7 protein-coding genes are annotated in these 13,447 nt (G+C 40.8%); 2 read left to right on the top strand and 5 right to left on the bottom strand.

Going from position 1 to position 13,447, the window contains the following annotated elements:
- Positions 1 to 3: 3 nt before the first annotated feature.
- Both ACTB0Y_RS01995 and ACTB0Y_RS01990 read right to left on the bottom strand, forming a co-directional pair.
- On the bottom strand, positions 4 to 3,120 hold the full coding sequence (locus ACTB0Y_RS01995; protein ID WP_463205114.1) for a HEAT repeat domain-containing protein: 3,117 nt from the start codon (positions 3,118 to 3,120) through the stop codon (positions 4 to 6).
- Positions 3,120 to 3,893 carry a queuosine precursor transporter gene (locus tag ACTB0Y_RS01990; RefSeq protein ID WP_463205113.1) on the bottom strand — a complete coding sequence of 258 codons (774 nt, stop codon included), beginning with the start codon at positions 3,891 to 3,893 and terminating at the stop codon, positions 3,120 to 3,122. Before ACTB0Y_RS01990 ends, ACTB0Y_RS01995 begins: the two co-directional genes overlap by 1 nt.
- A gap of 266 nt (positions 3,894 to 4,159) precedes the next feature.
- Between ACTB0Y_RS01990 and ACTB0Y_RS01985 the strand changes: the two genes are divergently transcribed.
- Both ACTB0Y_RS01985 and ACTB0Y_RS01980 read left to right on the top strand, forming a co-directional pair.
- On the top strand, positions 4,160 to 4,801 hold the full coding sequence (locus tag ACTB0Y_RS01985; protein ID WP_463205112.1) for a protein-L-isoaspartate(D-aspartate) O-methyltransferase: 642 nt from the start codon (positions 4,160 to 4,162) through the stop codon (positions 4,799 to 4,801).
- Between the two features lie 182 nt (positions 4,802 to 4,983).
- Complete coding sequence (locus tag ACTB0Y_RS01980; RefSeq protein ID WP_463205111.1) at positions 4,984 to 6,498, top strand: glutamine synthetase family protein; 1,515 nt, start codon at positions 4,984 to 4,986, stop codon at positions 6,496 to 6,498.
- Positions 6,499 to 6,752: 254 nt separating this feature from the next.
- On the opposite strand, the gene groL is transcribed toward ACTB0Y_RS01980, so the two are convergent.
- From groL to ACTB0Y_RS01965, 3 genes are all read right to left on the bottom strand, one after another.
- Entirely contained in the window at positions 6,753 to 8,414 is a 1,662-nt protein-coding gene (gene groL, locus ACTB0Y_RS01975; RefSeq protein WP_463205110.1) for a chaperonin GroEL, read from the bottom strand.
- 30 nt (positions 8,415 to 8,444) lie between these two features.
- Positions 8,445 to 8,723 carry a co-chaperone GroES gene (locus tag ACTB0Y_RS01970; protein ID WP_463205109.1) on the bottom strand — a complete coding sequence of 93 codons (279 nt, stop codon included), beginning with the start codon at positions 8,721 to 8,723 and terminating at the stop codon, positions 8,445 to 8,447.
- A 212-nt stretch (positions 8,724 to 8,935) separates the two neighbouring features.
- Positions 8,936 to 13,381 carry a S8 family serine peptidase gene (locus ACTB0Y_RS01965; protein ID WP_463205108.1) on the bottom strand — a complete coding sequence of 1,482 codons (4,446 nt, stop codon included), beginning with the start codon at positions 13,379 to 13,381 and terminating at the stop codon, positions 8,936 to 8,938.
- Positions 13,382 to 13,447: the final 66 nt, after the last annotated feature.

Below are 13,447 nucleotides of genomic sequence, written 5' to 3'. Positions count from 1 at the left end.
CTGTTAAATAATTCTAGTCATTAATGATGATTGTGTCTTCGGGTTAGTGATATATCTGTGTGCAATGATAAAGGGCACATATAGTACAATTGCTGCTGTTTTTGCCTCTATGATCAGCTCATTTTGTTCATCAAAATATTTTGATGCAATTACATCACCTTGATCAAACAGGTTTTTTTCCTGGTTAAGATTTATTTCTGCAGTTCCGGCAACCATGATAAGAAAATCGAGGCCTGAGTTTTTAATTTGTAAATTATCACCACGCCTTACTGTGTAGATTGCCGATTCTTCAATCACGCTACTTAATTCGTTGCTATTCAGGTTTTTGAAAACCTCAAAGTTTCTTACTTTATTGATTATCCCATAAATCGTTTGGTCTGCTTCTTTCATGGCTGTTTTTTCCAATTCTAATCTGCGTTGTCGGTCCAGTCTTTGAAGCACCTCACGATATTTTTCACTATCTGAAGTTGCCAGGCTTTTTACTGCTAATTGGCGCAATAACGTGTCTGGATTGAAAACCTGGGCTATTGTAGTAGCATTGGCTGCATACTCCAACTTTTGCAGGCTGGCTAATGCACAAGCTTTGGTATATCTTGATATGAAATTAATGTCACGATTTATAATATCGAAAAGCAATGTATTTTCTGTGATTTTATTGAGTGGAAAGTGATCTTGTAAGCGCCGCACTTTCTCTACCTCTGAGACGTCTTCAAAAAGTGTGAAAAGAACTGGTTTAATTTCTTCATCAACAAACAAATCCAGCAGCTCTATGGCGTAACTAATGCTCTCTGAAGTGGCCTGGTCAAGGTTGTGTTTTACATGCCCTAATGATTGTTTGTTGTATAATAATTCAAGGATGATGTGAATTTTATATTGCGTACTGTTCTTTTCTTCTTCAAATGCATTAATTATGGCAATGCCATGTTTTTCTTCCGAGAGGTTTATGTTGATATTCATGTTCCAGGCCATCACCCTGATTTGTTCTTTTAGTAAGTCGATAAGTTTTTGTTTTTCACTTTCATTTCTTGGTTTAAAATCAATGTGAATTAATGCTTTCAATGTTTCATCGATGATATGCTGATTCGTAAGTTCGAGTTTATTTACAAGGTAATTGGTGGCTTTTTTACCAATGAATGCAAATAATTTAATAATTTGTATTTGTATGAACTGGTTAAGGCCTGATTTATAAAAGAATTGTTCAAGTTCGTCGAGCGCATCTTCACCATATTTTTTGAGTGCTTCGAAACAGTATAAATTGTATTGATCTGTGGCCAATAAATCAATAATTACAGCGCGGCTATTAGGCTCTTTAAGTGTTGCAGCAGTCTCTATTGCAGCTATTCTTACTTTTGGGTCATAATCGCGAAGCAAAATAATGATATGCTTTGCAAGCGAGGGTTCTGCCAGGTGGGAGATAAGACGAGCAGCCAGAATTCTTTCGTCGCGATAGACAGAATCGGTTAAGGCTTTTATTTGTTTCTCTTGCTGGTGTGCTTGAAGCAAATTTTCAAAATTATCGGCAATTTTTTGGGCTTTTTCCCTTAGCTCCTTATTTGCGGTCTTTTTTGCAAACGATTTTAAGTCGGGGATGAGTTCAAAAGCCGTGTTTTTCTCTATATCCAGCAAAATTGATTGGTGCGTTTCACTAATATCTGATGATAAACAGTTTTTGTAAAAATCTTTTAGTTTAGCCGGAGAAGTTTCTTTAAATAGTTGAAGGCTTTTTCTTTTGCCGGAGCTTGAGTTATTCTGGTATTTTAAAAGTTCTTCATTAATTTTTTCAGCTTTTTTCTCCACAATTTTTTCGGTTTCGCTTTCAAGTGTAGCTCCCAGTGAGGCTCTGTATTGTTTGTAAACAAAGTAAGCTATTACAGCCCATGCGCCTACAATGGCCATTAACAAGTATGCATAATGTGTAATATTGAAAACCCCGAGAGAACTCATTACAAACAGAAGCAGGCCGGCTATCACCGCTGCGCTCTCATTTACCATGCCATCGATGGCAACTTGCACTTTATACCTGATTGATTTGTCAAGCGATTGATAGAGAATTTTTTGTGAAGGTGTTTCAATAGCATTTTTTAAAGAGACCGAGAACAGGCGTCCCAATGCAACAAAAAGGAAAAACAATACAAAACTTGTAGCCTCAGGAGAAACGCCAAATATTTGGCCTGCCACCACACTCAATACCACAAAAAGTCCTAAAAGTATGGGAGGGAGGAGTAGGTTAACACGAAGGCCGTAATTTTTAGTGATTTTTTCATATGCTACTGTTTTAATAAGAATGGTAAAGATCATAAGGGTACCGGTAAACATTCCCAAAAAAACAGTGTATTCCCTGTCGCCCGGATATAGCATTTTGGTTGTAGGCAGAAAAATGTAGAACATGAAAAACGCTGCCAGTACCGAAAACACCACATAAAAAGTCATTGACCTGATATAGCGATTACGAAAGATATCTTGAACTTTAAGCTTTTCTTCATCCTTATCTGATTGGCCTCGTATCTGGTTGAGATTAAATTTTCTAACTATTACAATCTGTATTACAAACGCTATAAAAACACTTATTGCACTAATAAATAGCAGATCTTTACTGCTATTAAGGACATTCAATAAAACGGGCACCAAAAAACTAATCATAATCATACCGAAGATCTGTCCAGTGTCAATCAATCCAAAAAGCCTTTTGCCCTGCCTTAAGGTGAATAGCCGACCAGCCATGCCCCAGAAACCAATCACACCAAGTAGGTTTAAAGGTCCCATTAAAATGAAAGCGCTAAACACAAGGGCTTCACTATCACTAAAATAGAAAGAGCTCCGAAGCAAAAACGTAATAACCGCTATGGTAAGCAGGTTCATAATAATAAGCCTGGAGAATTTCCACATAGATTGCAAGCGATAATAAATGGCAGATAATGCAAAGCCCAGAATACCTGATACCAGGAAAGCTTTAGAAATCATTGACTCACCAAAAGTATTGATAAAAAGCGAGGTGGTGGAAATGTCGAATAGTGCCAGGAAAATACCCAGAAATACTGTTTGTCCAAGTAGAAGAAAAACAGCTGATCTTTCTTCTGCTCTAATGTTCAGTATTTTTGATATGTAGTTGATGGTTTTCATTATTTTTCCTTCGGGTGATATTTTTTATTTGGATCTATATCGAGATACTTCGATAAAAATTTTACACCTATATAGAATGGGATAGTATCAAGTAAAGCCGATAACAATTTGAAAACATACCCTGAGACAATAAGCACCAGTAGTGTATGGTAGACACTATCTTCTTTTATTTCAATGGCCTTTGCATAGTAATATGTTATCAGAGTTACAGAAATACTGTCAACAAGCTGGCTTATAAGTGTTGATCCATTGTTTCTTAACCACAGGTGCTTGCCTTTGGTTAATTTTTTCAAGAAATGAAATATATGAACATCAACAAATTGAGCTGTTAAATAAGCAATCATCGAGGCCAGAGTTGCCCCAAAAGTTAATCTTCTGATTTCATAAAAAGCATAACTCGGATCATCTAAGGAAGGGACAACTGTTCCCGGTTCCATTTCCGGAACTATGGGCAATGCACCACCAATCCACATGATAAACAGCACCCAGATGTTAATCAGTAAACCTGTAAGTACAACGGCTCTGGCGCGCTCTTTACCGTAAAGCTCACTGATAAAGTCAGTACACAAAAACGTTATCGGGTATGGCAGCACGCCTACAAAAAGATATACCGGAAGTTTAAACCCTAAAAAAGTAAATGATAAATCCAGTTGTCTTGAAATGCCGAGAATATTTAACATAGCAAGTGTCCCAAGGAAAAGACCTGCCAGCATGACAAAAACAATTTCACGGCGACGGGAAAATTTGTCCGTTAACTCGTATGACTCAAACATAGGCTATTGCAGTAATAACCAAATTTATGAAATTTAAATTACTTATATCTTACATTTGTTAGTTTATATTGAGCTTGTGTACATACATTGTTAACGGTCCTAATGTGTTATTATATAGTTATTTGCTTTTATTTTTTTATTAACTGTGTGTGTTAAAGTTTTGTTAATGAGTTGATGTTGTCCGGAAAATGTAGAACGAAGTTTTTGATGATATTTATTCCTGTTCCTGCCTTTTTTGTATATTCGTGCTCCCCAAAAAATTGGCTATGCAAGATACCTATAGACATAAAGGCATGCGTAATCAGCTTGTTAAAGAAATTGCTCACAAAGGAATTACCGATCAGCAGGTTTTAGAGGCTGTGCGTGATGTGCCACGCCATTTTTTCTTCGATTCGGCATTTACAGAACATGCTTATGATGATAAACCTTTTCCCATTGGATCGGGGCAAACAATTTCTCAGCCTTTTACAGTGGCCTTTCAGACGCAATTACTTGAGATGAAATCAGGTGATAAAATTTTGGAAATAGGTACAGGCTCAGGTTACCAGGCTGCCATTTTAGCTGCAATGCGTGCCCGGGTTTATACCATCGAACGACATCGTGATTTGTATAGAAAATCGCAGCAAATACTGGAAAAAATGGGATATAAACGAATTCAATTTTTTCTGGGCGATGGGTATGAAGGTAAAGAAGCCTATAGCCCGTACGATAAAATAATAATTACCTGCGGTGCACCCTATATGCCGGAAACACTTCTGAACCAATTGAAGCCCGGGGGTTATATTGTTGCTCCAATTGGGGAGCGTAGCATACAGGAAATGCAAAGGTGGCAAAAGCAGGAAGATGGAGAATTTATCAAATCAAGTTATGGTAATTTTTCTTTTGTGCCCATGGTAAAGGGTAAATGAAAAATTTGAAAACTGTTTAAAAGCACGCAATGTTTATATTTAATCAGTTTTCATTGGTATTTACATTTCTGTCTGCTATTTTTGGAGTTACAAAATGAAAAAAACAGGCTGATGAGGCCTTATTTTTTCATGTATATTGCAAACGTTTGAAATGTTAGATCAATAATATAAAACTATATCCCATGAGAGATTGTGAAATTTCCCTGAATCCGAATAAGCTGGTGCGATACTTAAAAAAGCCCGCTTGCGAGTTTACTAAGAATGATATCATTCAGTTTGTGGAGGATAATGAAATTGAAATGATCAATTTCCGTTATATTGCTGAAGATGGAAAGTTGAAAAAATTAACTTTTGTCATAACCGGAAAAGAACACTTAGATTCCATTCTCTCATCAGGGGAGCGGGTTGATGGTAGTTCCTTATTTTCGTCTGTAGAAGCCGGTTCTTCTGATTTATATGTTGTACCACGGTACAAAACCACTTTTGTTAATCCATTTAGTGAACACCCCAGCGTTGATATTTTATGTGCCTTTTACACCAATGAAGGTAAACCACTTGAAAGTGCTCCGGAGTATATTCTCAAAAAGGCCCAACAATCATTCAAAGAAAAAACAGGTTATAACTTTCGCGCTATGGGCGAACTTGAGTATTATCTGATAATGCCCAGGGAAATGGGGAACCTTTATCCGGCCCGTGATCAGGCCGGGTATCATGAATCAGGTCCGTTTAGCAATTTCCAGGATTTTAAAGATGATGCAATGGAGCTTATAGCCATGGCCGGTGGTAAAATAAAATACGCTCACTCAGAAGTTGGTAATTTTACCGACGATAAATACATATATGAACAACAAGAAATTGAGTTTTTGCCGGTTCCGGCAGAGGATGCTGTAGATCAAATGGTAATTGCCAAATGGATACTGCGCATGCTGGCCGATGAATATGGTTTACTGCTGAGTTTTGCACCTAAGATCACAGTAGGTAAGGCCGGTAGCGGGCTTCATATTCACATGATGCTCGAAAAAGACGGCCGTAATATGATGATCGAAGATGGAAAACTTAGTGATGATGCACGTAAAATGATAGCGGGAATACTTGATATGTCTGAATCGTTAACTGCTTTTGGAAACACTATTCCTACATCATACCTGCGTTTGGTTCCTCATCAGGAGGCCCCCACAAACATTTGCTGGGGCGACCGTAACCGTTCTGTGCTGGTGCGTGTACCACTTGGTTGGCTGGGAGAAGCCAACAAAATGGCCGCGTTGGAGAACCCACAGGATAAAAATCTGAAGGCTGTCAATGAAGTAAAACAAACCGTAGAGTTGCGGTCTGGTGATGGTTCTGCCGACCTGTATCATTTTGTAGCAGGTATCATAGTAGCTGCACAGCATGGTCTGGAAATGGAAAACGGCCTTGACCTGGCAGAGAAACTCTATATGGATGTGAATATCTTTGACGAAGAACATAAAGACAAACTTGAAAAACTTAAAGGCTTGCCTACGTCATGTTACGAATCAGCTGATAAGCTTGAGGCCGCGAGAGCACAATTTGAGGCCAATGGCGTTTTCCCTCCCGGCGTTATCGACCGTTTTGTAGATCATTTGAAAGCTTACGAAGACAAAGATTTGAGCGAACGCCTTTACGGTAAGGAAGAAGAAATTGCCAAACTTGTCGATGAATTTATTCATCATATGTAACCGAACAACACAGACCGATCAAGTTATACTTTCAATGAAGCACTTTCGGAATTGCCCGGAGGTGCTTTATTTATAATGGGTATTGCCTTTATTTGTTTTTAACTATAATTCAGTTTGCCGGGTGCATTTGAATAATCAGTTTTTTAATTATGGGTAATGTTTTGTACAAAACAGGAAGCTTTATGTTTTTGATATAAAAAAAGCTGCCCTGAAAAGAGCAGCTTTAATAATGAATGATATCTGTATGGTTTTATTTACATCATTCCGGGCATGCCTCCGCCCATGCCGCCCATGCCACCGCCTGCGGCAGCAGCTGCAGCAGCAGCGTCAGCTTCATCGTCTTTTTCTTCAACCATTACGGCTTCAGTTGTGAGGAACATGCCGGCAATAGAAGCTGCATTTTCGAGTGCGATACGAGTTACTTTGGTTGGGTCAATTACACCGCTTTCGAGTAAATTCTGGTACTCATCCAAACGGGCATTGTAACCAAAGTCGCCTTCGCCTTCTTTAACTTTTTGAACCACAACAGCGCCTTCTTTACCAGAATTGTGCACAATCTGGCGCAATGGCTCTTCAATAGCACGTTTTACGATTTCCATACCTGTGGTTTCGTCTTCGTTATCGCCTGTGAGGCCTTCCAGTGCTTTAATTGCACGGATATAAGCAACACCACCACCGGCAACAATACCTTCTTCTATGGCTGCGCGTGTTGCACTAAGCGCATCGTCGACGCGGTCTTTTTTCTCTTTCATTTCAACTTCTGATGCAGCTCCAACATAAAGTACAGCAACACCACCAGCTAATTTAGCCAGACGCTCTTGCAGCTTTTCTTTGTCGTAGTCAGAAGTTGAGTTTTCGATTTGTTGTTTGATTTGCTTAACGCGTGCTTCGATTTGTCCTTTTTCTCCGCTACCGTTTACTACAGTAGTATTTTCTTTGTCTATGGTGATTTTCTCAGCAGTTCCAAGGTCTTCGAGGGTAGCACCTTCGAGTTTCATACCTTTTTCTTCTGAAATAACTGTTCCACCAGTAAGTACGGCAATGTCTTCTAACATTTCCTTACGGCGATCACCGAAGCCAGGAGCTTTAACAGCCGCTACTTTCAATGAACCACGCAAGCGGTTTACAACAAGCGTAGCAAGTGCTTCGCCGTCAACGTCCTCTGCAATAATCAATAAGGGTTTGCCTGATTGTGCAGCAGGTTCAAGTACAGGCATCAGATCCTTCATTGTTGAGATCTTTTTATCGTAAATCAGGATATACGGATTCTCAAGTTCTGCCTGCATTTTTTCAGTATCGGTTACAAAGTAAGGTGAGATGTAACCACGGTCGAACTGCATACCTTCAACAGTTTGAAGCTCAGTTTCAATTCCTTTGGCTTCTTCAACAGTAATAACACCATCTTTTCCAGCTTTGTCCATAGCATTAGCAATCAGTTTACCTATTTCAGCGTCGTTATTGGCTGAAATGCGGGCAACCTGCTCAATGCGTTCACTGCTGTCACCTACTTCTTCTGATAATGAGTGGATGTGTTCAACCACTTTACGGGTGGCTTTATCGATACCACGTTTCAGGTCCATTGGGTTGGCACCTGCAGTTACGTTTTTCAGTCCTACGGTAACCATCGATTGCGCCAGCACTGTAGCAGTTGTGGTACCGTCACCAGCATCATCGTTGGTTTTGGAAGCAACTTCTTTTACCATTTGTGCACCCACATTATGGTATGCATCTGACAACTCTATTTCTTTAGCTACAGTTACTCCGTCTTTGGTAACCTGGGGAGCACCAAATTTTTTCTCAATAACTACGTTACGTCCTCTTGGTCCTAAGGTAACTTTTACCGTATCGGCCAGTTTATCAACGCCTTCTTTGATGCGATTACGCGCATCTACATTGAATTTGATTTCTTTTGCCATTGTATTGTATTTTTTCTGTTTTAAAATTTATTATAGAATGTAAAGCACATCCTGCTGCGACATGAGCAGGTAATCTTCATCCTCGATGCTGAGTTCTGTACCGGAATATTTGCCGTACAGCACAACATCTCCTTCTTTTACCACCATTGGTTCGTCTTTTTTCGCTTCACCTACAAGGATTACATTGCCTTGCTGTGGTTTCTCTTTGGCACTGTCCGGGATTATAATACCGCTGGCAGTTTTTTCTTCTGCTTCCTGAGGCTTTACCAATATCTTGCCTGGAAGAACTTTTCCGTTTAATTCAGCCATTTTAGTGATTGTATTTTAAGTTAAACAAACATATATATTTCCAGATACACAATCCCACAATTTGTGCCAAATGAAATTTGTGACAGTTTTGACACATGACCTGTCATTTTTTCATCTAAACATCAGGTTTAAGCGTTAAAACTGACAGCAAATGCGCAAAATAAAAGAGGCTACCCGGTTGGGATAGCCTCTTTTTAGAAACAAAGATTGTATTATCGATTTATAATTAACCTCTTCGTATAAATTTTATCATCTTCCTGTATGCGTACCAGGTAAATGCCTTCAGCAGCTGAGCTGAGATTCAGTGATGCTTTCTGGTTCACTTGTTTAGTGGTTATGATTTTACCTAAAGCATTTAAAACGGTTACCTGACACTGGCCGGGCCATTCAATCTGAACTATGCCTGTGGTCGGGTTGGGGTAAAAGGCACCGCCCCGGGCAAAAATGTCATCAATACCCACAAAGGTGATGTTTTCTGTCAAGGCATCTCCGGTTACCGTAACAGTGCCTGTAATATCGTCATAGCCGGCAAGTGTTACAGTGTAGGGATAACTTCCGTCCGGTAAATCTATGGTGGCTTCACCGTTGGTGTCGGTATTTAATGTTGTGTCATTAATACCTATGCTTGCAGCATCAGTGGGGTGATTGTCAGCCATTACGACAAATGTTACCGTATACATTTCTACTGGAGGTTCAGTAACGGTGACTGTTTGTAATGGAGACAAACATGCATTACCATCTTGTGCAACCAGATCGTATGTGCCTGCTGATAGCCCTGTAAACTCTGTTGAGGTTTGCCAGGTTGTTCCTCCATCAATGCTATATTCGTACGGAGCATATCCTCCAGTTACATTGATAAATTCTATTGAGCCATCTGTGCCACCATTGGAGCTTACATTGGTGGTGTTTGTGTCAAAGGTGATTTCGGCTGGTTCCGTAATTGACCGGGGAACAACTACACTCAGGTTGCCTTCACCATCCTGTATCTGCACGTCATAAGTTCCTGAAGCCAGGTTTTCGAAAACACTATCGGCTTGCCAGTTGGTACCATCAATGGTATATGTATACCCACTTCCTGAACCTCCTTGTGCAAGGTCAATAGAAATTATTCCATCGGTTCCTCCATAGCAGGTAACATTAGTTGAGTTGATATCAAAGGTTAATACGCTATAAGGTGTCAACTGCACGGGTTCTCCAATGTCTGATCCGCTTACCGCAACGTTTCCGTTTAGTGTTTCATAACCATCACTATCGGCAGTGTAGGGATAATCTCCATCGGGAAGACTAATGGTTGCCTCTCCATTGGTATCTGTTGTAATTGTTGTGCTGTTGATTTCGATTGTTGCTCCATCAATGGCATGATTGTCATCGGCATCAGTAACGGTAAAGGTTACTGTATAGGCTGGTGGTGGCGGTTGATTTATTGTGGCTGTTACAGGAGTGCTTTCGCAGCCGTTCAGGTCACGAACAATGATAGTATAATCGCCTGCAGTAAGGCCGGTAAACGATGCTGATGCATTCCATGTGACACCGTTATCAATGGTATACTCATAAGATCCACTTCCTCCGGCTGCGTTATTAATATCAATGGCACCATCGGATCCGCCATAAACCGATACATCGGTAAGAACAACATCGAAGGTGATGATTTCTGGTTCGGTTAGGTTTACGGTTGTAATGCTACTATAATTGTTGGCATCGTCTTTTATCTGTAATGCGTAATCGCCTGCTGACAAATCAGTAAATGTGGTTTCGGTTTGCCACGACGAACCTCCATCGCTGGAGTATTGGTATCCGCTACCAGAGCCTCCGCTTACATTGGAGATGGTAATTTCACCATCGGTACCACCATTACAGGTAACATTTGTTGTACTGTAATTGAAACTAAATGGTGGGTAGGGAGTTAAGGCGACATTTTCGTTTACAGCAGCTCCGCTTATGGTAATGGAACTTGCGGTATCGTGATAACCATTTTTGGTTATGCTGTAACTATAAGTTCCATCAGGCAGATCAATGGTGGCCTCACCGCTGGTGTTGGTGGTTAAAAGGCTACTATTGATGTTGATGTTGGCGCCTGTAATGGGGTGCCCATCGCTGTCATCTGTAACTGTGAAAGTAGCGGTGTAGGTGTTTGTTGGGACACCTGTAATGTAAAATTCATCAATATTCCAGCCGCTGTATTGCCATCCGCCATCGGTTGCACCTATCGAAAAGCGTATTTGAACACTGGTTTCGTTATCAGCATAGGCAGAGATATCTAATGTGATTTCATTCCAGCTGTTATCTTCGATGCCGTTGCTGTTGGTCCAAAGTTCTGTCCATGTGCTTCCACCATCTGTAGAGATATCTATATAAGCATGATCGTATGTTGGTGATTCAATATTAAGCCAGCGTTGAAATTCCAGACCAACGTTGGTGTAGTTGCTACAATTGATAACCGGGGTGTATGCATATGCTTCTCTGTCCTGCAAGTCGGGTTCGTAATCGCCGGGGTTAGCTCCTGATCCTGAAAGGTCCAGTCCCAAAACATTCGATCCATTGAAAGCAGTGGCGGGATCAGGATTGCCATAATTTACGCCTCCTTCGGATTGCGGTGCTGCTCTTTCCCATTCATCGTTAAATGTCCAACCTTTGTCGGTTTCGAAACCATCGTAGAAAATATTATCTTTCAGCGTAGTGAACGATTTGGCTGATCCATAGGCTGTTCCTTCTGCATTGATGGCATATGTGTTTACATAGTAAGTTGTACCCTGTGTTAATCCCGAGATCGTTGTATTGAAGGATCCGGTACCACTTCCTACCTGAATTTTAGTATCTGCGGTTGTTGGCGAACCGGTTGTATTGTATACGAATCCTCTCTCTGTTACAGCATTGCCATTGTCATTGAGCACTTCACCTGTAATATTTGCTGAGGTTTTTGTGATATTACTTACAGCTCCTGTGTTAACAGTTGCATATCCATTAGAAATACCCGAAACAATTAATGAAAAGTTTTGAGGACCGTCTGTTATGGTTCCATCATGGTTTATGGTTATTGTATAAGTTCCGGCAGTTGGGCTGGCAATATAGACTTTTTCCACATTGTCAACGTTATTGTCACCTGTTGTGGCTGCGTTTGCCGGGTTTTGACCATCAAGTTTCCATGGATAATATGTTGAAGTTCCATCGTCGATGGTCATATCCAGGTCGTTTACCAACATAATATCTGTGGGGTCAAGTTGCGCTGGTACTGGAGTCCCGGCCGTGTCGGCCCAAACAATGGTTGCAACTAAAGGTTCTGTTCCCGTAGCAGTAACTTCAAGGCTATAGGTTGCTCCATCAGTGAGTGATTCTTCCTTAATGAATGAGTAAACATCTTTATCGGTAATGACCTTTGCTGCTGACTCAGTGTTGAGCAAGCCCCAGCCAAACATATAATCCGGTCCATCGTTGGGTCCGGTTTCGTCTGCTGTGTGAATGGCCAGTGCTTTTAGTGTGGCGGCTTGCATAAAACTGCCATAGTTTTCGTTATAGTGTTCCTGTAAAAGCAATAATGAACCTGTTACATTTGGTGTGGCCATTGATGTGCCACTGATTGCGTCATAATCTGAATTATGTCCATCGTATGATGAGTAAAGATTATAGCCATTACCTGTAATATCGGGTTTTATACGGCCATCATCTGTGGGTCCCCAGCTTGAGAAACTTGTCATTTCTACATCGGCCGGGTTTCCGCTGTACCCACCGGTTACATCTCTGGCAGCACCAACGGTTAAAATGTTTTTGGCATTTCCTTTATACCCAATACAGTCATACCCATCAGCACCACCATCTTGTGGATGGCCTGTTGCAGTGCTTCCATCACCTCTGTCGTTTCCGGCTGCTTTACAAATTAAATAGTAAGGGGCATTTAAAGCAATGTTGTCTATATCGGCTGCGTACGAACTATAAAAGCCAAATTGGTAGTCTTCCTCTGAACTGATAGATTCGTCTCCATACCATACCCATGAAGAGCCATCCCAGGTCCAACCGGCAGAAAAGCCATATGAGTGGTTCGAGATAAGCAGCCCATTTGCAGCAGCTGTTGCCATTTCACTCTCATCGTTGGTCCAGTCGTAGGCATCAAGTGCGGCATTGTAGGCCATACCTATTGCGGCAGCTTGAACACCTCCGGCAATTATGGTCCCTGCCACGTGCGTTGCATGATAGTGTGTCGATGATACACCGTCTTTATCCGTAACCCTTGAAGAACCGGTATTATTGAATTCCTGGTGTGTGGTAAGTACGTCACCGCCATCCCATTCGCCGGCGAGCATTCCTGTGCCATCTAAATTGAGCCCGGCACTTCCTCCAGCCCAAACTTCATCTGTAGAAACACTCTCTGCTGCATCTGCGTTGGTGGTAATATAATACATGGGCTTTCCATTTTCTGAAATGCCTTGTAGTTCCATCAGGCCTTTACCGGTTTCTTTTTTTATAATCCAGCCTTTTTCTTTAGCCATTTCAATGGCTTTTTCTCTGTTGGCTGTATTTTCAGCTTCTAATCGCTTACTGATTTGCAGTAGCTTGTTGACCTTGGTGGCCTTTAATATTTGTTCTTTTTCTTGTTGAGTCTGAGCATGGGATGTGAAAGATACCATAATCAGTCCGGTGAGTAAAAACGTAAGGATTTTTTTCATAAAATTAGATTTAAGTTTTCATTTGAAGCTGTACCAGGATTTTGTGTATTTTCTGGTTTTTCCGGT

The organism is Salinivirga sp. (genome assembly GCF_055145285.1).
The sequence above is the reverse complement of the archived record's forward strand: the minus strand, read 5'-3'. Positions and strand labels throughout refer to the sequence as shown.

Excerpts from the sequence above, each read along its gene's own strand:
- ACTB0Y_RS01985 (WP_463205112.1), top strand. The coding sequence starts at position 4,160 with ATGCAAGATACCTATAGACATAAAGGCATGCGTAATCAGCTTGTTAAA.
- ACTB0Y_RS01980 (WP_463205111.1), top strand. The coding sequence starts at position 4,984 with ATGAGAGATTGTGAAATTTCCCTGAATCCGAATAAGCTGGTGCGATAC.
- ACTB0Y_RS01970 (WP_463205109.1), bottom strand. The coding sequence starts at position 8,723 with ATGGCTGAATTAAACGGAAAAGTTCTTCCAGGCAAGATATTGGTAAAG.
- ACTB0Y_RS01995 (WP_463205114.1), bottom strand. The coding sequence starts at position 3,120 with ATGAAAACCATCAACTACATATCAAAAATACTGAACATTAGAGCAGAA.
- groL (WP_463205110.1), bottom strand. The coding sequence starts at position 8,414 with ATGGCAAAAGAAATCAAATTCAATGTAGATGCGCGTAATCGCATCAAA.
- ACTB0Y_RS01965 (WP_463205108.1), bottom strand. The coding sequence starts at position 13,381 with ATGAAAAAAATCCTTACGTTTTTACTCACCGGACTGATTATGGTATCT.
- ACTB0Y_RS01990 (WP_463205113.1), bottom strand. The coding sequence starts at position 3,893 with ATGTTTGAGTCATACGAGTTAACGGACAAATTTTCCCGTCGCCGTGAA.